Genomic DNA, 23,236 nt, shown 5'->3' with positions numbered 1-23,236 from the left:
GATGCTGCGCGCCACGCTGAAGAGCCTGCTCTCCCGCAAGCTGCGGCTGGTCCTGTCGGGCCTGGCCGTGGTGCTGGGGGTGATGTTCGTGTCGGGGGCGTTCGTGCTCACCGACACGATGGGACGCTCGTTCGACAGCCTGTTCGCGTCGGTGTTCGAGGACACCGACGTCCAGGTGACCCAGAAGCCGAAGGTCGACGACCAGGACATGGGGCCGTCGCAGACGTCGAACATCCCGGCGGCGACGCTGGAGAAGCTGAAGAACGTGCCCGGCGTCGCGAAGGTCGTCGGCGAGGCCAACGCCGACGGCGCCCGCGTCATCGGCAAGAACGGCAAGGTCGTCACCACGTTCGGCCCGCCACGGCTCGGCGAGAACTGGGCCGGCACGTCCGACCTGATGCAGCTGCGGGAGGGCCGCGGCCCGCAGGCCGACGACGAGATCGTGGTCAACGCGACCACGGCGAAGGCCGCCGGCGTCAAGGTCGGCGACGACGTCGGCGTCCTGACGCTGCAGCCCGGCAAGAAGGTGTTCAAGCTCGTCGGCATCGTCGGCTACAGCGGCGACCGCGACTCACTCGGCGGCTCGCTCGAGGTCTTCTTCACCACGCCGGTCGCGCAGGAGCTGATGCTCGGCGAGAAGGACGTGTACAGCTCGATCAAGGTCACCGCCGCACCCGGCGTCACGCACGACCAGCTGCGCGCCGACGTCGCCGCCGCGCTCGGCGGCGAGGCCGGCGGGTTCCAGGTCAAGACCGGCAAGCAGCTGCAGGACGAGACGACGAAGGACTTCCGTGAAGGGCTGTCGTTCTTCAACAACATCCTGATCGGCTTCGCCGGGGTCGCCCTGTTCGTCGGCACGTTCCTCATCCTCAACACGTTCTCGATCATCGTCGCGCAGCGGACGCGCGAGCTGGCGCTGATGCGGGCCCTCGGCGGCAGCCGCAGCCAGACGCTCGGCTCGGTGATCATCGAGGCGGTCGCGATCGGGCTCATCGCCTCGGTCCTGGGCCTCGCCGCCGGCATCGGCGTCGGCGTCCTGCTCGCCTGGGTGTTCGGCAACGTCAGCGGCGTCGCCCTCGCCAGCGTCGGCGTCCCCGCCGCCGCCGTGATCAGCGCGTTCGTGGTCGGTCTGCTGGTGACGGTCGTCGCCGCGGTCCTGCCGGCGCTGCGCGCCTCCCGCATCCCGCCGATCGCGGCGCTGCAGGAGGTCGCGACCCCGGACCGCCCGCTGACCAAGCTCACCGTCAGCGGCGCCCTCATCGGCGCGGCCGGCGGCACGATGCTCGGCCTCGGCCTGGCCGGGCAGGGCGACAACACGCTGTGGCTCATCCTCGGCGGCGTCCTGATCAGCTTCATCGGCGTCGCGCTGCTCACGCCGCTGCTGGCCCGGCCCGTGGTCGCGCTGCTCGGCCGGCTGTTCTCCTGGTCGGTGCCCGGCAAGCTGGGCCGGCTCAACTCGGGCCGCAACCCGCGGCGCACCGCGATCACCGCGGCCGCGCTCATGGTCGGCCTGGCCCTGATCACCGGCGTCAACGTCATCCTCGCCTCGGCGAAGCAGAGCCTGTCGTCGCAGGCCGCGACCCAGGTCACCGTCGACCTGATCATCTCCGGCGACGGCGACGACAACGGACCGGCGAAGTTCGACCCGGCCGTCATGACCGCCGCGGCGAAACTGCCGGGCGTGTCGAGCACCGCCAGCGAGTACTGGGACTTCGCGCAGGTCGACGGCGAGGGCCGGGGCATCTCCGCGACACCCGACATGGCCGCCTACGCCGGCATGTTCAAGCTGGTCGCGACCGAGGGGACGCTCGCCTGGAGCGGCCCGGACCAGGCCGTCATCGACGTCGACACCGCGAAGAAGCAAAACCTGAAGCTGGGCTCGACGATGACGATGCAGTTCACCCGCGGCGAGCCGCACACCGTGAAGATCGTCGGCCTGTACCAGAAGAACGACGTCATGGGTGGGCTGATCGTCTCCGGTGACGTGGTGAAGGACTTCCGCGCCGCCCAGCCGTCGTGGGGTTTCCTGCGCGTCAGCGACGGCACCGCGGTCGCCGACATCCAGCGGCAGGTCGACCAGCTGCTCGTCGACAACCCGGAGGTATCGGTCGCGAACCGCGCCGAGTTCGTCGACGCCCAGTCCGCGCAGTTCGACCAGCTGCTGATGATGATCCAGATCCTGCTGGCGCTGGCGATCCTCATCGCGGTCCTCGGCATCGTCAACACCCTCGCCCTGTCGGTGCTGGAGCGCACCCGCGAGCTGGGGCTGCTCCGCGCGATCGGGATGCGCAGGGCGCAGACGATGCGGATGGTCACCGTCGAGGCGGTCGTCATCTCCACCTTCGGCGCGCTGCTCGGCCTCGGCGTCGGTGCGGGCCTCGGCGCGGCAGTGGTCAAGGCGCTCAAGGACGAGGGCTTCAGCAAGATGGCGTTCCCGTGGACGCAGATGGCGACGTACCTGCTGCTCGCCGCCCTGGTCGGGGTCATCGCGGCGATCCTGCCGTCGATCCGGGCCTCGCGGGTCAACGTCCTGCAGGCGATCGCGCACGACTGAGCCCGCCACAGGAAGCTCGGAAGCTCGGAAGCACGGAAGCACGGAAGCAAGGGGCGCCTTCACGGGGAGGCGCCCCTTCTCCGTCCGCGTTCGCCGCGTCGGTACGGGCAGCCGCGGCGCGACCGGCCCGCACGACGATCCGCGACCTCGCCAGGCGACCGGAAGCCGGCCGCCACATCGCTGTCCAGCCGGGGCCGCGGGCGCCGTCAGGCGACCAGTTTGCGCAGGTAAGCGACGTCGACGTCGAGCAGCGACCCGACGAGGGTCACGCCGGTCGGGTCCAGGTCGACCTCGCACGGCACGGCCAGGACCGTGCAGCCGGCGGCCCGGGCGCTGCGCACCCCGTTCGGCGAGTCCTCCACCGCCACGCAGTCCATCGCCGCCGCCCCGAGCAGCCGCGCCGCGGTCAGGTACGGCATCGGGTGCGGCTTCGTCTCGTCCACCTCGTCACCGGCGACGACCGCGTCGAAGTTGTCCGCCCCGATCGTCAGCAGCGCCACGTCCACCAGGTGCCGGTGCGTGGCGGTGACCAGCGCGAGCGGTACATCCTCCGCCCGCAGCGCGGCGAGCAGCTCCTTGGCACCGGGCCGCCACTCGACGCCGCCGTGGAAGAGCTCCTTGACCCGGGCCTCCAGCCACCGGACGCTCCCGTCGGTGCTGACGCTGGCGGGCAGCCCGAGGTCGGCGTGCAGCAGCCGCATCGAGTCGGTCATGTTGGTGCCGACCATCGCGTGCCTGGCCTGCGCGGACAGTTCACCGCCGTAGTGCGCGGCGAGCTCGGTCAGGCCGACGGACCACACCTTCTCACTGTCGACGAGGGTGCCGTCCATGTCGAAGAGCACGGCCGCGAGCCGGTCGTCAGAAGCCACCTGACGGATTTTGCCTGAATGCCCCGGTCACCGTCCGTCGTTCGTGCCCAAGGTCACGGCCGCGTCCACGGCCGTGTCCACCGCCGCGTCCACGGCCGTGTCCACCGCCGCGTTCACCGCCGCCAGGAACTCGGCCGGCGTCATGCTGCCCGGCCCGTCGTGCGAGCGGGCCGCGCGCTGCACGAGCCGCCGCGCCGTCTCGTTCGCCGGGGCCGGCATCCCGTGCAGGCGGCCGAGCAGCACGATCTCGCCGTTGAGGTAGTCGGCCTCCACCGTGCCGGTGCCGCGGGCGAGGCTCTGCCACGACGACCCGCCGGCCCGCCCCGCACCCAGCGGGCTGCCGGCGGGCCACCGCATGATGTCGCCGCGCCGCTCCCGGTCCTCCTCCGCGGACGCGACGTCGATCCCCGCGTGCCGCAGCACCGCCTCACCCTCCGCCCGGACCCGCTCGGCCGCCTCGTCGACGCCGTCGACCCGGCCGCACAGCGCCTCGACGGCGTTGCCCAGGTTCAGCAGCAGCTTGCGGTACTTCCAGCGCATGATGTCCGCCCGCGGCTGCGACACGAACCCGGCCGACTCCAGGTCACCGGCGAGGGCCGCCGCGGTCGGGTCGCTGCCGGACGGGTACCTGCCGAGGTCGAGGATGCCGGGGACCGGGGCGCAGTGCGCGGTCACCACGCCCGGCTCCAGGTGGCTGGCGGGCAGGATCACGTGGACGCCGTACACGCAGGCGTTGTGCCGCAGGGCGGCGCGCTCGTTGGCGACCCCGTTCTGCAGGCACACGACCGGCCCGTCGAAGCCTTCGAGGGCGACCAGCGCCGCGGCGGTGTCCATGCCCTTCATACCGAGCACGACGACGTCCTTGCCGGTGTCCCCCGGATGCCCGACCGCGTCGATCTTCACGACCGTGTCACCCGACGGCTGCCGCAGCGTCAACCCGTCGCGGCGGATCGCCTCCAGGTGCGCACCCCGCGCGACGACCGCCACGTCGTGCCCCGCCATCGCCAGCCGGCCCGCGACCACGCCGCCGACCGCGCCCGCCCCGTACATCAGCCATCGCATCGACCCAGAGTATTCACCGCCGGCCGGGGGAATACGTGATCTTGGAAACCGACACCCTGGCGCGGCCGGCAAGCCATCCGGCGGTGTCCAACGTAGGCTGGGACCGTGACCGAGTTCGACGGCCTGCCCGTGCTGCGCTCCCCTGTCGCGATTGCCGCGTTCGAAGGGTGGAACGACGCTGCCGACGCGTCGACCGCCGTCGTCGAGCACCTCGAACAGGAATGGGGCGCCGAGCCCATCGCCTCGCTCGACCCGGAGGACTTCTACGACTTCCAGGTCAACCGGCCGACGGTGATGATGTCCGAGGGTGAGACCCGCCGCATCGAATGGCCCACCACCCGATTCTCGGTGGCCACGCCGCCCGACGCGGAGCGTGACATCGTCCTGATCCGCGGGATCGAGCCGAGCATGCGGTGGCGCACGTTCTGCGAGCAGGTCCTCGAGGTCTGCCACAGCCTCGAGGTGAGCCGGATCGTGCTGCTCGGCGCGCTGCTCGCCGACGTGCCCTACACCCGCCCGCTGCCGGTCAGCGGCTCCGCGCCCCGCGGCGCCACCACCACCGACACCAGCGAGCGGCTCGGCCTGACGCCCACGCGGTACGAGGGGCCCACCGGCATCGTCGGCATCCTGCACGACGCGTGCGCCCGCGCCGACCTGGAGGCCGTGTCCTTCTGGGTGCACGTGCCGCACTACGCCAACAACCCGCCGTGCCCGAAGGCGACCCTTGCGCTGCTGCACCGCGTCGAGGAGGTCTTGGACCTCCCCGTGCCGACCGGCGACCTGGCGAAGGAGTCCTCGGACTGGGAGGAGCGGCTCAAGCAGGCCGCCGAGCAGGACGCCGAGCTCGCCGAGTATGTCCGCGAGCTGGAGGAGCGCTCCGGCGACGCGGGCCTGCAGCCGCTGTCGGGCGACGAGATCGCCCAGGAGTTCGAGAAGTACCTCCGCCGCCGCGGCGGCCAGGCCGGCCCGTCCGCGACCGGCGCCTGGTAGCAGCTGTCCGGTGGAAGGGGGCCGCGGCGGCCCCCTTCCACCGAGCGCTCAGACCTGGCGGTACGTGCTGAGGAACCGGCCGATCCGCCCGATCGCGTCCTCCAGGTCGGCCACCCGCGGCAGCGTCACGATCCGGAAGTGGTCGGGGTGGTGCCAGTTGAACCCGGTGCCCTGCACGACCATGAGCTTCTCCTTGCGGAGCAGGTCGAGCGCGAACTGCAGGTCGTCCTTGATCGGGTGCACCTCGGGGTCGATGCGCGGGAACATGTAGAGCGCGCCCTTCGGCTTCGTGCACGACACGCCCGGGATGTCGTTGAGCATCCGCCAGGCGGTGTCACGCTGGGCGAGCAGCCTGCCCCCGGGCAGGATGAGGTCGTTGATGCTCTGGTACCCGCCGAGCGCCGTCTGCACGGCGTGCTGCGTCGGCACGTTGGGGCACAGCCGCATGTTGGCGAGGATGTCCAGGCCCTCGATGTAGCTGGTCGCGTGCTGCTTCGGCCCCGACAGCACCAGCCAGCCGGTGCGGAAGCCGGCCACCCGGTAGGCCTTCGACAGCCCGTTGAACGTCAGCGTGAGCAGGTCCGGCGCCACCGCGGCCGTCGAGACGTGCGTCGTGTCGTCGTAGAGGATCTTGTCGTAGATCTCGTCGGAGAAGACCAGCAGGTTGTGCCGGCGGGCGACCTCGGTGATCCGCTCGATCATCTCCTGCGAGTACACCGCGCCGGTCGGGTTGTTCGGGTTGATGATCACGATCGCCTTGGTGCGCGGCGTGACCTTGGCGGCGATGTCGTCGACGTCCGGCATCCAGTCATTGCTCTCGTCGCAGACGTAGTGCACGGCCCGCCCGCCGCACAGGCTGACCGAGGCGGTCCACAGCGGGTAGTCCGGCGAAGGGATCAGCACCTCGTCGCCGTTGTCGAGCAGCGCCTGCAGCGCCATCACGATGAGCTCGGAGACGCCGTTGCCGAGGTACACGTCCTCGATGTCGACGCCGTAGACCTGCTTCTGCTGGTAGTACTGCACGACCGCGCGCCGGGCCGACAGCAGGCCCTTGGAGTCGCCGTACCCGTGGGCGGCGGGCAGGTTCAGGATGACGTCCTGGAGGATCTCCTCCGGCGCCTCGAACCCGAACGGCGCCGGGTTGCCGATGTTGAGCTTCAGGATGTGGTGGCCCTCGGCCTCCATCTGCTTGGCGGCGGCCATGACCGGTCCGCGGATGTCGTAACAGACGTTGGCCAGCTTCGCGGACTGAGTCACCTGCATGGAGTCACAGTACGAGCCCCACTCCCATAGCTCAGTAGCCACTTCCCATCATGTGGCGAATCTGTACCCGCCGTTCCTGGGCTCATTGTGGCCCCGTTCGCCTTGCGTACAGCTTCCTAGGAGGCTAGTCTTCTACGTATGACCATCAACCCTGGGGCCGCGGAGTTCCCGCACCGGCAGATCGCCGCGCAGCTCCGGGCCCGGATCCACCGTGGCGACTGGGCACCGGGCGAGCGACTGCCGTCGATCCCGTCGCTCGCCACGCAGTTCGGGGTCGCCAAGCAGACCGTCCAGCGCACCATCGACCAGCTGCGGATCGAAGGCCTGCTGATCACCCGTCCCGGCTCGGGGACGTTCGTCCGCGGCACGAAGCGCCGGATGAACCGGCTCTCCCGCGGGCGCTACGGTGCGGAGCGCGGCTACCACGCCGAGCTCGCCGCCCGCTACCGCCAGCACCTGATGCAGGTCGGCGCCATGCCCTGCCCGCCCGACGTCGCCGAGGCCTTCGGCATCGACGTCGGCGTGCCGCTGCTCGTCCGGCGTCACCTCGTCCGCACCGGCGACGCCCCGGTCGAGGTCGGCGCCTCCTGGTTCCGCCCCGCCGACGTGCGCGGCACGTCCATCGAGCGCCCCGACGTGTTCGACCGCCCGCTGTACCAGGAGGTCGAGGCCGAGACCGGCCGCCGCTACACGAGCGCCCGCGACCAGGTGAGCGCCCGCCTCCCCACCCGCGAGGAGGCGGAGCTGCTGCAGATCCGCCCCGACACGCCCGTCCTGGTGCTGCTGCACATCGCGTACGACGCCGAGCACAAGCCGATCGAGGTCGCCCAGGCCGCCTGGCCGGGCCCGATGACCTCGCTGACCGAGGAGTACAAGATCCCCGGCGTCCGCCCCGGCCTGCCCATCGACGAGCCCGACCTCGCCCTCGGCTAGGACCTCCGCGGCCGGTCGGCCCCCGATGACCGGCTCCTGATGTGACGCCGCGGTTCAGGCCGGCACCGCACACTTGCGGCGCGCCCCGGAATGCACTCCGAGAAAGTTCCGGCGGGCGTGCAGCGTTCGGGTGGGCGGGGACCGTTCTATCCGCGGCGGAGGGAGCGGCCCTTTGAAGGCAGAGGATCCGGACGGGTTCCGGGAGTTCGTGGCGGCGCGGATGGCGGCGCTGCGAAACCTGGCGTACGTCACGTGCGGGGACTGGCACTCGGCGGAGGACGCCGTCGCCAACGCCCTGGCCAAGTTGTATCCGCGCTGGTCGCGGCTCGATCGACCGGACCTGTACGCGCAGACGATGGTCGTGCGGGCGGCGATCGACGAGACCCGGCGGCCATGGTGGCGGCGGGAACGATCCGCCGGCGACAGGGTGCCGGACGTCGCCCAGGCCGATCCCACCGGTGCCGCCGACGAACGCCTGACCGTGCGCAGGGCGCTGCAGGCGGTGCCCGTCCGGCAGCGGGCGGTGCTGGTGCTGCGGTACTACCTGGGCATGACGGCCGAGGAGGCCGCGGAGGCGCTCGGGATCCGGGCCGCATCGGTCAGGAGCCAGACGACCAGAGGTCTGGCGAATCTCCGGGCGGCCCTCGCCGCCGGAGGCGTGGTCTTGGATGAACCGTCTGAACTCGGAGAGTGGACCAATGCAGATGCAGGACCTGGTGGAGCTGGCGACGTCAGAGCCACCGCCGCTGCGGCACGACGCTGACCAGATCCTGGCGGCGGGCCGGCGGGTCCAGCGCCGGCGCAGGGTGGCGACCGGTGCCGCCGCCGTCGCCGTGCTGGGGGTGATCGCCGCCGCCGTCGCCGTGCCCGCCCTCGGACGCGGCGGCCAGGAGGCGCCGATCCAGGTGGGCGCCCCGGGGAGCAACCAGCCGGTGCCGGCGACCGCGGAGTCGTTCACGTTCACGTTCGCCGGCTACAGGGTCGGCAAGCTGCGGGTGGCGCAGCCGGTCGACGTGTCGACCGCGTACCAGCTCGCCTCCGTCTACGCGGACGGGCTGATCACCACCGACAGCCCCGGCGACCCGAGCGCGTCGGCGCAGGGCGGCAAGAAGCTGTACGCGTACCTGACCGTGTACCGGGCCGGCGCGTACGACCCGTCGAAGCTGACCGGCACGCGGCCGGTGACCATCGCCGGGCGGCCGGGGCTGGAGGCCGGCGTCCCGTACCTCGGCTGGGCGGTGCGGCGGACGCTTGCGTGGCAGTACAACACCGACGCGTGGGCGGTGATCCAGGCCAGCTCCGACGACGCCGCGTACCCGTCGGCGAAGGACCTGCGCGACCTCGCCGCCGGGCTGCGCGGCCAGGCGTCCGTGCCGGTGAAGGTGCCGGTGAAGCTGAGCCACGTGCCGGCCGGGTACCGCCTGCAGGAGGCGTCGGCGCACGCCATGACGGGGCTCAACGGGATCGCCACGGCCCGCGAGGGCGACTACGCGGGCCTGCTGTTCAGCAACCCGGCCCTGCCGACCACGGGGCTGACGGCACCGTTCGGCGGTGAGGACGGCGACGACCCGGCGGGCAGTTTCGTGGTGTACGTGGTGCCGGCCGCCAACTCCAACCAGCAGCCGTCGCCGGGCGTGACGTGCGGCAACGGCTTCTGCAACAAGTGGGTCGACGGCGTGGACATCCAGGTCAGCAGCGGCGGACGGCTGACCGACGCGGAGATGCGGAAGGTGCTGGACGGCGCCACCCTCGCCGACGTGAAGAACGAGCGCACCTGGACCACGGTCACCGCGGCGATCCCCTGACCGCGGTTCGCCCCATGGATCCGCCCATGGACGACCATGACGGCCACCCACCGGTCGGTGTGTGGCCGTCATGGTCGTCCGGCGGGCGCCGGTCAGGTGATCGGGTCGGGGGCGACCTCCGGCTTCGTGGCCGGGCCGGCGGTGGTGACGCGCGGGTCGCCCTCGTCGGCGAAGTAGTCCGCCGCGCTGGTGTCGTCGCCGCCGTCGGCGACCGACGCGGCCCGCAGGATCAACGTGAGCAGCGCCGCGACGATCAGGTTGACCGCGACCGCGACGAAACCGACATAGATCGTCTTCGCGGAGTCGAAGCCGAACTCCTTCAGCGGGAACGCGGAGCCACCGAAGTGGGCGCGCTTCGTGGCGGCGTTGGGGATCTGGTACAGCATCCACATGCCGAGGCCCATCCCGGCGACCCACCCGCCGATCAGCGCGCCGCGGTGGAACCACCGGGTGAACAGGCCCAGCGCGACCGCCGGCAGGGTCTGCAGGATGATGACGCCGCCGATGAGCTGCAGGTCGATGGAGAACTGCGGGTCGACGAAGACGACGAAGACCAGCGCGCCGACCTTGACCAGCAGCGACGTCACCTTCGACACGGTCGCCTCCTGGTGCGGGGTGGCGTCGCGTTTCAGGTATTCGCGGTACACGTTGCGGGTGAACAGGTTCGCGGCGGCGATCGACATGATGGCGGCGGGGACGAGCGCGCCGATGCCGATGGCGGCGTACGCGACGCCGGCGAACCAGTCGGGGAAGAGCTTGTCGAACAGCAGCGGCACGACGGTGTTGTTGTCGTTGGTGCCGTTCGGGTTCTTCAGCGGGGCGACGCCGGCGGCGATCGCGGCGTAGCCGAGCAGCGCGATGAGGCCCAGCAGCAGCGAGTACGCCGGCAGCGCCGACATGTTCCGCTTGATCACGTCGCGGTTCTTGCTCGCCAGTACACCCGTGAGACTGTGCGGGTAGAGGAACAGCGCGAGCGCGGAGCCGAGGGCGAGGGTGATGTACTGCAGCTGGTTGTTGGCGTTGAGGAGGATGCCGTCGGTCGCCGCCGGGGTCTTGTCGAACTTCGCGTCGGCGGCGTCGAAGATGGCGCCCCAGCCGCCGAGCTTGTACGGCAGGTAGAACACCGCGACGAGGATGACGACGTAGATCAGGGTGTCCTTGACGAACGCGATGAGCGCCGGCGCCCGCAGGCCGCTGGAGTAGGTGTAGGCGGCGAGGATCGCGAACGCGACGATGATCGGCAGGTGCCGGGCGATCGTGCCCGCACCGGTCACCCCCATCGTCTTGAGCACCGACTCGATGCCGACGAGCTGCAGCGCGATGTACGGCATCGTCGCCACGATCCCGGTGACCGCGATCAGCAGCGCGAGCGTGGGTGACTGGAACCGGGCCCGCACGAAGTCCGCCGGCGTCACGAACCCGTGCCGGTGCGACACGGACCACATCCGCACCAGGACGAGGAACACGAGCGGATAGATGATGACGGTGTACGGGACGGCGAAGAAGCCGGCCGCGCCGGCCGCGAACAGCAGCGCCGGGACGGCGACGAAGGTGTAGGCGGTGTACAGGTCGCCGCCGACCAGGAACCAGGTGATCCAGCCGCCGAAGCTGCGGCCGCCGAGCCCCCATTCGTCGAGGTGGTTGAGGTTGTCCGGGCGGCGCCAGCGGGCGGCGACGAAGCCGACCACGCTCACCCCGGCGAACAGGATGACGAAGATCGCGATCTCGACCTGATGGTCACGCCACATCGCCGGTCACCGCCGCTTCGTCATCTGGTAGACCAGCGTCGTGGTGCCGACGCCGACGGCGATGATGGCGAGCTGCATCCAGTAGAACCGGGGGAAGCCGAGCAGGCGGGGGCTGTCGGCGTTGTACCAGACGGTGACCAGCGGCAGCACGATCGGGATGAACAACAGCCAGTTCCACGGGCTCTTGTCCGCGGCCCGCGGGGTGTCGGGCCTTTCGGGACCGGTCACGGCCTACCTCCTTCACGGGGGGTTGTGCGCGCCTGGCGGGCGGCCAGGTAGATCGACGTAACCTGATCGCAGTCCCGGGCGCTGACCGGCGGTCGCACGGATCGGCGAACGGTCGGTTCCGCGCGCCGGATGGTGTCCTGGATCACACTCTGGGGGGGTTACGCCGGTCTCGCGTGCCCGCCCACCGGGGCCGGGATCCCGGTGCGGGGGTGGACGTGCCCTGCCGCCCCGCCGAGCTGGAATGGGCGCGGCGGTCCGGTGCCTCGGGCAGGCTTTCCGGCCGGGGGTCATCGCGACAGCTCGGCGGGGGTGGCGTTGCCGCCGGTCAGGATCACCGCGACCCGCTCCCCCATCAGGTCGGGCCGGGCGAGGACCGCGGCCAGGGCGGCGGCGCCGGCGCCTTCCGCCTGGGTGTGCGCGCGGCCGGACAGCACCCGCCGGGCGTCGTCGATCGCGTCGTCGTCGACGAGCACGAAGTCGGCGAGCAGGTCCCGCAGGATCTTCTGCGGCACCTCGAACCCGCGCCCCGTCGCCAGCCCGTCGACCCTGGTCCGGTTGTCCCGGTGCACGCACGCCCCGGCCCGCCACGAGTCGTGCGCGGCCGGCGCGGCGCTGGACTGCACGCCGACGACCCGGCAGCCGGGCGCGACGGCGGCGGCCACGACGCAGGCGGCCGCCGCTCCTGTACCGCTGCCGATCGGCACCACCACCGTGTCCAGGTCCGGGTGGCGCTCGAACAGCTCCAGGTAGGCGGTCCCGACGCCGGCGATCAAGGCCGGCTCGTCACCGGGACTGACCAGCCGGCCGCCGGCCGTGCTGGCGTGCTCCTCGGCGTACGCCTCCGCCGCGGCCATGTTCTCCCCGTGCAGCGACACGGTCGCGCCGAGCGCCCGCACCGCGCGAACCTTGAACTCCGCGACCCCGGCCGGCATCACGACGTGCGCCGGGACGCCGAACACGCGGGCGGCGTAGGCGATCGACCGGGCGTGGTTGCCGGTCGAGTACGAGACGACGGGCGCCCCCGCGCCGAGTCCGGCCATGAGGTTCAGCGCCCCGCGGACCTTGAACGCCCCGGTCGGTTGCGCGTTCTCGTGCTTGACCACCACGCTGCGCCCCGCGACCTCGTCCAGCAGCGGATACGACCAGGACGGAGTGGCTGGCAGGTGCGGATCGAGGGCCCGCCGGGCCCGCAGCACATCGTTGAGTCCCAACATGGGTCCAGCTTGCTGCCAGTACCATATATAAATCCAATGCCGAGTTCCTCGGGAATCCATAGGTGGGATCAATGCTTGACGTGACGCGCCTGCGGGTCCTCGTCGCGGTCGCCCGGCACGGCTCGGTCACCGCCGCCGCCGAGGCGCTGCACTACGCTCAGCCGTCGGTCAGCCACCACCTGTCGCGCCTCGAGGCCGAGACGGGCGCGCGTCTCGTGCAGCGCGTCGGCCGCGGCGTGCGCCTCACCCCCGCCGGCCGGCTTCTCGCCGAGCGCGCCGAGGAGATCCTTGGCCGGCTCGACGCCGCCGAGGCGGAGCTCGAGTCGCTGAGCGGGCTGACGGCCGGCCGGGTGCGGCTCGCCGCGTTCCCGTCGGCGCTGGGATCGTTCGTGCCGCTCGCCGCCGCCCGCTTCGCCGCGTCGCATCCGGGCGTCGCGCTGAGCCTGGTGGAGGCCGAGCCGCCGGAGGCTCTGCGGCTGCTCAAGGCCGGCGAGGTCGACCTGGCGGTCGTCTTCGACTACGCCGCCGGCGAGCCGGCCCCGGACGACGGCGTCCGGCTGACGCCGCTGTTCGACGAGCCGCTGCACCTCGTCACCGGCCTCACCGAGACCCGCGACCTGCCCGACCTCGCCGACGCCCGCTGGATCGGCGGCTGCGAACGCTGCCGGACGAGCCTGGTGCGGCGGTGCGCGGCGGCCGGGTTCACACCGGAGATCGCCTTCACCACCGACGACTATGTCGCCGTCCAGGCCCTGGTCGCCGCCGGCCTGGGCGTCACGATCCTGCCGGACCTGGCGCTGCGCGCGCACCGTTCGGCAGGCGTACGAGCCCAGCCGCTCCCCGGCCCCGGCCGGCGCGTCAACGCCGCGCTCTACGGCACCCCTCCCGACCCGCCCGCCCCCGCCGCCCTGCTCGACGCCCTCCTGACCACCGGCGCGCCCGCATAGCCGCTTCGGACGGCAGCGCTGAGGGGCCTGACCACCGGCCCTGTCCCGGCCGCCGGCATCCGGCGGCACGTGCGGATGTACCTGGGGTGTCCCGGCCGGGCCCGGGTCGGGCAGCAGCCGCTCCTCTTTGCGGACGACTCCGCGGCCGGCCTGTTCCGACTCGCCCGCCGCATCGGTGTGCCGAGGCCACAGACTGCCCATGACCCGCGGCGATGCGTGCGGATCGTCCGGCCTGGGCACGAGAGGCAACCCGTCCGGCCGGGAGCACGAGCGAACCCGTCGCCGGCCGGGCAAACGAAGAAGCGCGGGCGGAACACGAGAGCGAACCCGTGCGGGGCACGAGAGGCAACCCGTCCGACCGGGAGCACGAGCGAACCCGGCGCCAGCCGGGCAAACGAAGAAGCGCGGGCGGAACACGAGAGCGAACCCGCGCGGCACGAGAGGCAACCCGCCCGGCCGGGAGCACGAGCGAACCCCTCGCCGGCCGCGCAAACGAAGAAGCGCGGGCGGAACACGAGAGCGAACCCGTGCGCGGCACGAGAGGCAACCCGTCCGGCCGGGTGCACGAGAGTGAACCCGTCCGGTCGAGGGGGCGGGAGTGAAGCAGCGCGGGCGGGAGGCCTCCGCCGGGCGGCGACCCGGGGCGTCCGACGATCCCGGGTGCGGCGATCAGGCCGGCCCGCCCGCGCGATCCTTCAATGCTTCAACGACGCGGGCGAGGAACCGATGCCCGGCGACGTGTCGGCGGTGGGGACGGGCTACAACTTGATGCCCAGCAGGGCGTCGACGGCGAGGCGCAGCACGGCGGGGGCGTCGCGGTCCTCGCCGGCGTCGGCCAGGGTGGCGTCGACCCAGGCGTCGACGGCGGCCAGGGCGCCCGGTGTGTCGAGGTCGTCGGCGAGGCGCTCGCGGAGCTGCTCGAGCAGCTCGATGCCGGACGGGCCGACCGTGGCCTTGGCGGCGGTGCGCCAGCGGGAGAGGCGCTGCTGGCCGGTCTTGAGGACGTCGTCGGTCCACTGCCGGTCGTTGCGGTAGTGGTCGGCGAGGAGGCCGAGGCGGACCGCCATCGGGTCGACGCCGTCGCCGCGCAGGCGGGAGACGAAGACGAGGTTGCCCTGACTCTTGGACATCTTGTCGCCGTCGAGGCCGATCATGCCGGCGTGCACGTAGTGCGTGGCGAAGGGGGCCTTGCCGCTGAGGGCCTCGGCGTGGGCGGCCGAACACTCGTGGTGCGGGAAGAGCAGGTCGTTGCCGCCGCCCTGGACGTCGATGGTGTCGCCGAGGAGGCTCTGGGCGATGACGGCGCACTCGATGTGCCAGCCGGGGCGGCCGGGGCCGAGGTCGCCGCCGTCCCACGCGGGCTCGCCCTCGCGCAGGCCGCGCCAGAGCAGCGGGTCGAGCGGGTCGCGCTTGCCGGGGCGCTGCGGGTCGCCGCCGCGCTCGGCGGCGAGGCGGAGCATCTCGGTGCGGGACAGGTTGGACTCGCTGCCGAAGCCGGGGGCGGTCGCGACGCTGAAGTAGACGTCGCCGGTGCCGTCCTCCAGCGCATACGCGTGGCCGCTCGCGATCAGCGCGGACACCTGGCGCGCGATCTGCGGAATGGACTCGACGGCGCCGACGTAGCGCCTCGGCGGGATGATCCGCAGCGCCTCCATGTCCTCGCGGAAGAGGGCGGTCTCGCGCATCGCGAGCACGACCCAGTCCTCGCCGTCGCGGGCGGCGCGCTCCAGCAGCGGGTCGTCGATGTCGGTGACGTTCTGGACATAGTCGACCTCGTGGCCGGCGTCGCGCCAGACCCGGTTGGCCAGGTCGAACGCGAGCATCGTGGCGGCGTGGCCGAGGTGGGTGGCGTCATAGGGGGTGATGCCGCAGACATACATGGTGGCGGGCCTGCCCTCGACCAGCACCGGCGCGATCTCGCGGCGCGCGGAGTCGAACAGGGCGAGGGTGGTCGCACCGGCAGCGGTGCGGGGCAGCGTGGGCACCGCCGGTGCCGACCATGAGTCCATTCGCCAAGACTATCCGCGGGGTACGACGGAAACATCGGGGAGACCGGTGTGACGAACCTAGCGTAGACAGGGCCTCACATCGGCGGCCACGGAATGGCGTGGCGGTCCTCGTCGGGGGCCGGGTACCGCTTGCCCTGCAGCAGCTGGGTGATCCGTAGCGCGACGGTGCCGACCTCGGCCGCGGTCAGGTGCTCCGAGAGCGCCTCGGCGAGCCCGGCGGTGTACTGGGCGCGCAGCTTCTCCAGCACCTCGATCGCCTCGTCGGGCAGCGGCTCGCCGGCCCAGCCCCACAGGATGGTGCGCAGCTTGTCCTCGGCGTGGAAGCAGATGCCGTGGTCGACGCCGTACACGCGGCCGTCGACGGTGTCGATGATGTGCCCGCCCTTGCGGTCGGCGTTGTTGGCGACGGCGTCGAAGACCGCCATCCGCGCGAGCCGGGGGTCGTCGTCGTGGGCGAGGACGAAGGCGCGCCCGTGCTCGTCGCGCGCGCTGAGGATGCGCTTCCAGGTGCGCGGGACCTTGCCGGCGGGCACGAAGCCGAGGATCGCGTCGTCGGTCTGCAGCTCGTCGTCGATCCACAGCTGGACCATGCCGGTGCCGAGGGGGCCGTCGCGCAGGACGGTCGGCGGGACCACGGACCAGCCGGTGGCCTCGGAGAGCAGCCAGGCCGCGTACTCACGGCCGGCGAGGGTGCCGTCGGGGAAGTCCCACAGGGGCCGCTCGCCGCTGACGGGCTTGTACACGCACCGGGCGACGGTCGACCCGTGCGTGATGACGGCCCGCAGCGTCGCGTTGGACGCGTCCATGAGCCGGCCTTCGATCTCCATGGTGCCGTGGCGGAGCAGTTCCAGCGCCTCGTCCTGGGGCAAAGCCGGCACGGCGTCTACCGGCGGTAGCCGTTGTGGCGCGGGCAGAGGTGCCCTCGGGCGTCGAGGGGCTGGCCGCACAGCGGGCACGGCGGCCGGCCGGACGCGACGACCCGCTTGGCCCGGTCGATGAACGCGCGGGTCGCCTGCGGCGTCAGCCGGACCCGCAGCCGGTCCCGGTCGGCGGTGCTGAGCTCGTCGTCGTCCTCGTCGTCGGCTTCCTCGGTCTCCTCGTCGCCGACCGCGATCGCCTCGATGACCACGGTCGCGGTGTCGACGTCGAAGGCGAGGCCGAGCGTGCCGACGCGGAACTCCTCGTCGAGAGGGGTGTCGAGCGGCTCGTTGTCGCTGGTGTCGGCGGCCGGGGTCTCGGGCAGGTCGACGCCGAAGCGGCGCTGCGCCTCCAGCAGGAGCTCCTCGAGCTTCTCGGCGAGGAGGGTCACCTGCACCTTTTCGAGGGCGACGCTGATCAGCCGCCCGCCGCCGCGCGCCTGCAGGAAGAAAGTCCGCTCCCCGGGCGCGCCGACGGTCCCCGCGACGAACCGCTCGGGCGGTTCAAATGCGTACACCTGGTGGCTCACACTGTCACCTCCGCTGCGCTCCGGCGCCGGCGTGAGCTCCGCCCGAGCCGCTCGTCCGCGGCTCCTCCGCTACGCTCCGGACCGCTCATGCTAGAACTCTATCCGCATGCTTCGGTCAGCGCTCACGCCAGGCGGCAAGATCACACAGAACCGCCCGAACCGCCCCCGACGGCAGCATCCGACGTCGGCTCCTCGTCGACCTTCGGGACGAACGGGGAGAGATCTCCCCCGGTGTCGTTCAGCCGCAGGACGAAGGACCGCAGCGGCGTGTACCGGATGACGGTCACCGACGCGGGCTCGACGGCGATGCGCTGGAAGAGGTCCAGGTGCATGCCGAGCGCGTCGGCGACGATCGCCTTGATGATGTCGCCGTGGCTGCACGCGAGCCAGACGGCGTCCGCGCCGTGCGACTCGGTGAGCCGGGCGTCCCACGTACGGATGGCGGCGACCGCACGGGCGGACATCACCGCCATCGACTCGCCCTCGGGGCCGGGGAACACCGCCGCGGACGGGTGCGCCTGCACCGTCGCCCACAGCGGCTCCTTGGCGAGCTCCTTGAGCGGCCGGCCGGTCCAGTCACCGTAGCGGCACTCGACAATCCCCTCATCCACCGAAATGTCGGAAAAGTCGGGAAGAGCCAGCGACAGCGTCTCCCGGCAGCGCGGCAACGGGCTGGACACCACCGCCGCCAGGGGCAGCTTCGCCGCGGCGAGCCGCTCGCCGACCGCCAGCGCCTGCGCCTGTCCGACGTCGTCGAGCCCGACGGGCTGGTGGCCGGCGAGCACCCCGCTCGCGTTCGTGGTGGTCCGGCCGTGCCGGAGCAGGAGCACTGTCGTCACGCGGACAAGCCTGCCATCTCGTACGCGCGCATCAGCTGCCGCATGGTCTCCGTGCCGTGCTCGTGGTCGCCGAAGAGCAGCGCCGCCAGCTCGGTGACGCCGGCCTCCTGGTATGCCTTGAGCCGCTCCGCGATCCGCTCGACGGGCCCGATCAGCGACGTGCGGTCGATGAACTCGAACGGGATCGCCGCGGCCGCCTCGCGGTGCTTCTTCGCCAGGTACAGGTCCTGCACCTCGCGGGCCGCGTCGCCGTACCCCATCCGCGTGGCGAGCGCGTTGTAGAAGTTCTGCTCGCGGCTGCCCATCCCGCCGACGTACAGCGCCGCGTACTGCCGCACCAGCTCCGCGCACATGTGCGGGTCGTCGCCGATGACCACCGGTACACCGGCGCAGATCTCGAAACCGTCGAGCGTCTTGCCGGCCTTGGCCCGGCCCGCCTCGATCGGCTTCAGCGACTCCGTCGCGAACTCGGGTGAGAAGAAGATCGCCAGCCACCCGTCGGCGACCTCGCCGGCGAGCTCCAGGTTCTTCGGCCCGACCGCGGCGAGGTACACCGGGACGTGGTCGCGGGTCGGGTGCAGCGTCAGCTTGAGCGCCTTGCCGGGGCCGTCGGGCAGCGGCAGCTGGTAGTGCTGCCCGTCGTAGGCGACCGTCTTGCGGGTCAGCGCGAGGTTGACGATGTCGATGTACTCGCGGGTGCGCTGCAGCGGCTTGCCGAACCGGACGCCGTGCCACCCCTCGGACACCTGCGGGCCCGACACGCCGAGACCGAGCCGGAACCGGCCGCCGGACAGCTTGTCGATCGTCGCCGCGGTCATCGCCGCCATCGCCGGCGTCCGGGCCGGGATCTGGAACACCGCGGAGCCCAGCTCGATGCGCTCCGTCTGGCCCGCGAACCACGCGAGCATCGAGGGGGCGTCCGACCCGTACGCCTCCGCCACCCACACGCAGGAGAAGCCGAGGCGGTCGGCTTCCTGCGCGAGGGCCAGGTGACCGGCCGGTTCATTCCACGCCGCGAGATATCCGAGGTTCAACGCGAGCCGCACATCTGCCTCCCAGGGTCCCCCGCGCGACCCTGCACGGGCGGCACCAAGGGTAGCGGGGGGCCCACCTACCCGCCTTCGGTGGGATCCGGCCGTATCGTTCCACCTATGCAACAGCGACCGCTCGGCCGTAGCGGGCTGGCGGTATCCCGGCTGGCCCTCGGCACCATGACCTGGGGCCGTGACACCGACGCCGACGATGCGGCCGCCCAGCTCAAGACGTTCCGCGACGCGGGCGGCACGCTGCTGGACACGGCCGACGTCTACGCCGACGGCGAGGCGGAGTCGGTGATCGGCGCCCTCGTCGGCCGGCTCGTGCCCCGCGACGAGCTGGTCATCGCCACGAAGGCCGGCCTGCGCCCGGGCATGGCGCGCCGCCGCGACGGCTCCCGCAGCCACCTGCTGCGCGCCCTCGACACGTCCCTCGAACGCCTCGGGACCGACCACGTCGACCTGTGGCAGATCCACGGGTACGACCCCGACACCCCCCTGGAGGAGACCCTCAGCGCGCTCGACACGGCGGTGTCGACGGGCCGCGCCCGCTACGCGGGTGTGTCGAACTTCTCCGGCTGGCAGACCGCCCGCGCCGCCACCTGGCAGGCCGCCTGGCCCGGCCGCGCCCCGCTGGTCTCCACACAGGTCGAATACTCGCTGCTCGAACGCGGCATCGAGCGCGAGGTGATCCCCGCCTGCTCCGCGCTCGGCATCGGCCTGCTGCCCTGGTCACCCCTCGGCCGCGGCGTCCTCACCGGCAAGTACCGCGGCGGCGTGCCCGCCGACTCGCGCGCCGCGTCGCCGCACTTCGAGCGGTTCGTCGCCCCCTACCTCGACGACCGCTGCGCCGGCATCGTCGAGGCGGTCGCCACCGCCGCCGGCGGCCTCGGCGTGTCGCCCCTCGAGGTCGCGCTCGCCTGGGTCCGCGACCGGCCGGGCGTCGTCGCCCCCGTCCTCGGCGCCCGCACCGTCGGCCAGCTCCTCGGCGCCCTGCAGACCGAGGAGATCGAGCTGCCCCGCGAGATCCGCGCCGCCCTCGACGACGTGTCGGCTCCGACGTCGGGCTATCCCGAGCGGCAGACATAATCAGCAGATCATGATCCGATCCGCGTTGACGTCTCTTGTACTGGTAGCGCTGCTCGCCGGGTGCGACGCCGGAGCTCCGGTCGGCCACCCGGACGCGACGGTCCCGACCCCCACCTGGGCACCGGCGCCGTCCGCCTCCCCCGCCGGGGTCGTCTCCCCGGCCGGCGGGTCCCCTTCCGCCGTCGCCGTCTCCGGGCCACGGACAGCGGTCGGGCTGCCGTCCGGGCTGGCCGTTCTCGACGCTTCGGGCAACGCTCTCCTGCCGACGCCGGCTCCTGTACGAGCCGTGGTCGCCCTCCCGTCCGGCGGCTTCCGCGCCGTGGCGGGCAGCACCGTGCTGACCGTCGACGGCGGTGGCGGTGGCGGTCCGACGGTTCGCTGGGAGCTGCCGGGCCCCGGCACCGCCCTCGCCGTGCACCCGTCCGGCTGGACCGCGGTGGCCGTCCCCACCCTCGGCGACGTGATCATCCTCTCTCCCACCGGGGCCGTCACCCGCACGATCCACACCGGCGGCAACCCCGGCGGCGTCGCCGTCACCGGCGATCTCATCGGCGTCCTGGACCCCGCCGAGACGTCACTCACCGTGTACGACGCCACCTCCGGCGCCCGCCGCGAAGGCCTCCGCGCCGGCGACGGCGCCGCCACCGTCACGACCGACGACAAAGGCAGGTTCCTGGTCCTCGACGCCCGCGACGGCGAACTCCTGGTCTTCGAGACCGGCCCGCTGCTCCTGCGCCAGCGCTACCCCGTCCCCGGCGGCCCGTACGCGCTCACCTTCACCCGCTCCGTACTGTGGGTCACAGTCACGCAGCGTAACGAACTGGTCGGCTACGACCTGAGCGGCGGCACCCCCCGCGAGGTCGCGCGCCACCCCACCGTCCGCCTGCCGATCGCCGTCGCCGCCGACCCCACCACCGGCACGCTCGCGGTCGCCGGGTCGGCTGAAGGGCTGGTGCAGCGCATTTCGCCGTAGCAATATCGGTTCATGGACTACGAATACGTGCCGTTGCGGTTGCCGTCGAACGTCGACCGGCTGACCGCCAACGCACAGCTGACGATCCAGGCCGAATACGGCGGCTGGGAGCTGGCCAGGGTCCGCCTCTACGCGGACGGCACCCGCCAGGTCATGCTCCGCCGCAAACTCACCAGCGACGCCATGCCGGGCCTCAGCACGTAGGCCTTCTGCTCCTCGGATCCACCCTCATCGTGCGCCCTCCAGCCGCACGCCGACCACACACGGCCGGTGAACAACGGGCGCCTGACCGATGACGGCCAGCACCGCCTCGAGCACCCCCGCCCGCTCAGGATGCGCACCGCGGTACCCGCCGGCGGCCCCGTCCCGCCACTCCGGCACCTCAAGCACGGCCAGGACGGCCGCGTTCTCTCGGACGCCCCGCAGCCGGACCTCCCCGTCCAGCCACTCGCCGATCCCCAGCCCGAGCTCCCGGCGCCCCCGCACCACCCGCCGCGCCTCCCCCAGCGCCGAGACAATGACCGCCCTCGACGGCGGCACGTCCAGCCCCGCGCTGAGAAACCCCACGATCGCCTCGCTCCGCCGCGACTCCGCATCCTGCTCAGCCTGCACCGGCCGATCCTCGCAGACCCCGATCCGACGAGCGCCGGCTCCACACGACCGACAGCGGCCGAACACCCCGCAACCGGCCTCGTCATGATCGAAGGACGCCCCTGGCCGCCCGCGCAATGACCACGACCGATCCGCACGAGGTCGTGCCGCAGGGCGGCGTCTTCGGTCGGGGCACATCGTGCTGGTGGTATGAGGACGACGTCGGCAGCCGGTGTGATGTCCCCTGGTCATGAACCAACAACGACGAGCGCGACGTCGGCGGCCGGCGTGACGTGCACTGGTTGTGAAGGCGTGGAAACACCGAATGACGCCCTCGACTGCGCTGGACCATGCGAGAACGGCGCCCGGGAACAACACCGCAACCACGCCACCAGGCGCCCGGCCTTAGGCCGGGCGGAAACAACCCACCCACCGCGCTGGCACGGACCGCGTTTGAACAGCACCTCGCCGCCGGAACATCCCAGCAACCGGCCTCGTCATGATCGAAGGACGCCCCTGGCCGCCCGGACGACCACCACGCGACTTGGATCGAAAAGCAATGACCACGATTGATTCGCACGAGGACGTGCCACGGGGCGGCGTCTTCGACGGGGCACATCGTGCTGGTGGTGTGAGGACGACGTCGGCAGCCGGTGCGATGTGCACTGGTTGTGAAAGGCCAACGACGGTGTGGAAGCACCGAAGGATGCCCTCGACGGCGCTGGACCATGCGTGGACGAAGGCCGGGGAACATCACCGCAACCACGCCACCTGGCGCCCACCCCCAGGCCGGGCAGGAAGAACTCACCCACCGCGCTGGCTTGCTCCTGCGAAATCCCACATGGATCGGCGAACCCGCACGCGGACCTCGCCTGAGACCGCCCGCCGAGGACGGCGATGGCCGACAAGATCCACCCGCAGCCCGCCCAGCGAAACCGAACCACCCGGGAGACGGGCACACTCGCACGCACCGCGTCTGAACAGCACCTCACCGCCGGAACATCCCAGCAACCGGCCTCGTCATGATCGAAGGACGCCCCTGGCCGCCCGGACGACCACCACGCGACTTGGATCAACAAGGCCATGACCACGATCGATTCGCACGAGGTCGTACCACGCGGCGGCGTCCGCGGTCGGGGGTACGTCGTGCTGGTGGTGAACCACGACGGTGAGCGCTGTGTCTGCAACCGGTGCGATGTGCCCTGGTCATGAACCAACAACGACGAGCCCGACGTCAGCGACCGGCGTGACGTGCACTGGTTGTGAAGGCCAACGACGGCGTGGAAACACCGAATGACACCCTCGACGGCGCTGGACCATGTGAGGACGGCGGCCGGGATCAACACCGCAACCACGCCACCTGGCGACCGGCCCCAGGCCGGGCAGGAAGAAACCCCCCGCCGTGCTGGCCTGCTCCTGCGAAATCCCACATGGATCGGCGAACCCGCACGCGGACCTCGCCTGAGACCGCCCGCCGAGGACGGCGATGGCCGACAAGATCCACCGGCAGCCCCGCCGAGCGAAACCGGGCCACTAGGCCGTGTCCCTTGGATCTTGAGTTGGGATGATCTGTAGCGTCGGGGTTGTTACCCAGACGCTATGACTGCCCGATTCGAACTCACCGATGCCGAGTGGGACCTG

At 71.9% G+C, this 23,236-nt stretch carries 21 protein-coding genes; 9 read left to right on the top strand and 12 right to left on the bottom strand.

What is annotated here, in order from left to right; all coding sequences use genetic code 11:
* Position 1: 1 nt before the first annotated feature.
* Positions 2-2,554, top strand: coding sequence for an ABC transporter permease (locus ACFY3L_RS51955; RefSeq protein ID WP_389342500.1), 2,553 nt, complete (start codon positions 2-4; stop codon positions 2,552-2,554).
* A gap of 206 nt (positions 2,555-2,760) precedes the next feature.
* On the opposite strand, the gene ACFY3L_RS51950 is transcribed toward ACFY3L_RS51955, so the two are convergent.
* The gene (locus tag ACFY3L_RS51950) at positions 2,761-3,396 is read right to left on the bottom strand and encodes an HAD family hydrolase (protein WP_389342601.1); all 636 of its coding nucleotides are present in this window, start codon (positions 3,394-3,396) and stop codon (positions 2,761-2,763) included.
* Positions 3,397-3,450: 54 nt separating this feature from the next.
* Positions 3,451-4,485, bottom strand: coding sequence for a ketopantoate reductase family protein (locus ACFY3L_RS51945; RefSeq protein ID WP_389342497.1), 1,035 nt, complete (start codon positions 4,483-4,485; stop codon positions 3,451-3,453).
* Between the two features lie 105 nt (positions 4,486-4,590).
* On the opposite strand from ACFY3L_RS51945, the gene ACFY3L_RS51940 reads away from it, so the two are divergent.
* Complete coding sequence (locus ACFY3L_RS51940; RefSeq protein WP_389342494.1) at positions 4,591-5,475, top strand: PAC2 family protein; 885 nt, start codon at positions 4,591-4,593, stop codon at positions 5,473-5,475.
* A 48-nt stretch (positions 5,476-5,523) separates the two neighbouring features.
* Here ACFY3L_RS51940 and ACFY3L_RS51935 read toward each other — a convergent pair whose 3' ends face one another.
* Positions 5,524-6,738, bottom strand: coding sequence for a pyridoxal phosphate-dependent aminotransferase (locus ACFY3L_RS51935; RefSeq protein WP_389342491.1), 1,215 nt, complete (start codon positions 6,736-6,738; stop codon positions 5,524-5,526).
* A 138-nt stretch (positions 6,739-6,876) separates the two neighbouring features.
* Between ACFY3L_RS51935 and ACFY3L_RS51930 the strand changes: the two genes are divergently transcribed.
* From ACFY3L_RS51930 to ACFY3L_RS51920, 3 genes are all read left to right on the top strand, one after another.
* Positions 6,877-7,671: a GntR family transcriptional regulator gene (locus ACFY3L_RS51930; protein WP_389342488.1), complete on the top strand. Its 795-nt coding sequence runs from the start codon at positions 6,877-6,879 to the stop codon at positions 7,669-7,671.
* Between the two features lie 172 nt (positions 7,672-7,843).
* Positions 7,844-8,434, top strand: coding sequence for a sigma-70 family RNA polymerase sigma factor (locus tag ACFY3L_RS51925; protein WP_389342485.1), 591 nt, complete (start codon positions 7,844-7,846; stop codon positions 8,432-8,434).
* Positions 8,370-9,476, top strand: a complete 1,107-nt coding sequence (locus tag ACFY3L_RS51920) for a hypothetical protein (protein WP_389342482.1) — start codon at positions 8,370-8,372, stop codon at positions 9,474-9,476. The genes ACFY3L_RS51925 and ACFY3L_RS51920 overlap by 65 nt, the downstream gene beginning before the upstream one ends.
* Before the next feature lie 92 nt (positions 9,477-9,568).
* On the opposite strand, the gene mctP is transcribed toward ACFY3L_RS51920, so the two are convergent.
* The 3 genes from mctP to ACFY3L_RS51905 form a co-directional block, all read right to left on the bottom strand.
* Positions 9,569-11,224 carry a monocarboxylate uptake permease MctP gene (mctP, locus tag ACFY3L_RS51915; RefSeq protein ID WP_389342479.1) on the bottom strand — a complete coding sequence of 552 codons (1,656 nt, stop codon included), beginning with the start codon at positions 11,222-11,224 and terminating at the stop codon, positions 9,569-9,571.
* Positions 11,225-11,230: 6 nt separating this feature from the next.
* Positions 11,231-11,452 (bottom strand): DUF3311 domain-containing protein, encoded by a 222-nt coding sequence (locus tag ACFY3L_RS51910; protein WP_033357190.1) that lies wholly within the window; start codon positions 11,450-11,452, stop codon positions 11,231-11,233.
* Between the two features lie 287 nt (positions 11,453-11,739).
* Positions 11,740-12,666, bottom strand: a complete 927-nt coding sequence (locus ACFY3L_RS51905) for a threonine/serine dehydratase (RefSeq protein ID WP_389342476.1) — start codon at positions 12,664-12,666, stop codon at positions 11,740-11,742.
* 71 nt (positions 12,667-12,737) lie between these two features.
* On the opposite strand from ACFY3L_RS51905, the gene ACFY3L_RS51900 reads away from it, so the two are divergent.
* A complete protein-coding gene (locus ACFY3L_RS51900) occupies positions 12,738-13,613 on the top strand; it encodes a LysR family transcriptional regulator (protein ID WP_389342473.1) in 876 nt (291 codons plus the stop codon).
* A 758-nt stretch (positions 13,614-14,371) separates the two neighbouring features.
* Here the strand turns inward: ACFY3L_RS51900 and mshC are convergent.
* The 5 genes from mshC to ACFY3L_RS51875 all read right to left on the bottom strand — a co-directional run bounded on the left by mshC (position 14,372) and on the right by ACFY3L_RS51875 (position 18,954).
* Complete coding sequence (mshC, locus tag ACFY3L_RS51895) at positions 14,372-15,622, bottom strand: cysteine--1-D-myo-inosityl 2-amino-2-deoxy-alpha-D-glucopyranoside ligase (protein WP_389342470.1); 1,251 nt, start codon at positions 15,620-15,622, stop codon at positions 14,372-14,374.
* A gap of 74 nt (positions 15,623-15,696) precedes the next feature.
* Positions 15,697-16,500: an SCO1664 family protein gene (locus ACFY3L_RS51890; protein WP_389342467.1), complete on the bottom strand. Its 804-nt coding sequence runs from the start codon at positions 16,498-16,500 to the stop codon at positions 15,697-15,699.
* A 5-nt stretch (positions 16,501-16,505) separates the two neighbouring features.
* Positions 16,506-17,069: a DUF3090 domain-containing protein gene (locus ACFY3L_RS51885; protein WP_389342464.1), complete on the bottom strand. Its 564-nt coding sequence runs from the start codon at positions 17,067-17,069 to the stop codon at positions 16,506-16,508.
* 140 nt (positions 17,070-17,209) lie between these two features.
* The gene (locus tag ACFY3L_RS51880) at positions 17,210-17,908 is read right to left on the bottom strand and encodes a histidine phosphatase family protein (protein WP_389342461.1); all 699 of its coding nucleotides are present in this window, start codon (positions 17,906-17,908) and stop codon (positions 17,210-17,212) included.
* Positions 17,905-18,954 (bottom strand): LLM class F420-dependent oxidoreductase, encoded by a 1,050-nt coding sequence (locus tag ACFY3L_RS51875; protein ID WP_389342458.1) that lies wholly within the window; start codon positions 18,952-18,954, stop codon positions 17,905-17,907. The genes ACFY3L_RS51880 and ACFY3L_RS51875 overlap by 4 nt, the downstream gene beginning before the upstream one ends.
* A 105-nt stretch (positions 18,955-19,059) precedes the next feature.
* Between ACFY3L_RS51875 and ACFY3L_RS51870 the strand changes: the two genes are divergently transcribed.
* From ACFY3L_RS51870 to ACFY3L_RS51860, 3 genes are read left to right on the top strand one after another with little or no spacing between them, the layout of a single operon-like run.
* Positions 19,060-20,031, top strand: a complete 972-nt coding sequence (locus ACFY3L_RS51870; RefSeq protein WP_389342455.1) for an aldo/keto reductase — start codon at positions 19,060-19,062, stop codon at positions 20,029-20,031.
* A gap of 10 nt (positions 20,032-20,041) precedes the next feature.
* Entirely contained in the window at positions 20,042-21,004 is a 963-nt protein-coding gene (locus tag ACFY3L_RS51865) for a YncE family protein (protein ID WP_389342452.1), read from the top strand.
* 12 nt (positions 21,005-21,016) lie between these two features.
* Positions 21,017-21,208, top strand: a complete 192-nt coding sequence (locus ACFY3L_RS51860) for a DUF5703 family protein (protein ID WP_327010753.1) — start codon at positions 21,017-21,019, stop codon at positions 21,206-21,208.
* A 24-nt stretch (positions 21,209-21,232) separates the two neighbouring features.
* On the opposite strand, the gene ACFY3L_RS51855 is transcribed toward ACFY3L_RS51860, so the two are convergent.
* Positions 21,233-21,616 (bottom strand): hypothetical protein, encoded by a 384-nt coding sequence (locus ACFY3L_RS51855; RefSeq protein ID WP_389342449.1) that lies wholly within the window; start codon positions 21,614-21,616, stop codon positions 21,233-21,235.
* Positions 21,617-23,236: the final 1,620 nt, after the last annotated feature.

It is taken from the genome of Dactylosporangium sp. NPDC000521, from assembly GCF_042898305.1.
In the GTDB taxonomy this organism is placed as follows: Bacteria; Actinomycetota; Actinomycetes; order Mycobacteriales; family Micromonosporaceae; genus Dactylosporangium.
This window is presented reverse-complemented; position numbering and strand designations above follow the sequence as displayed.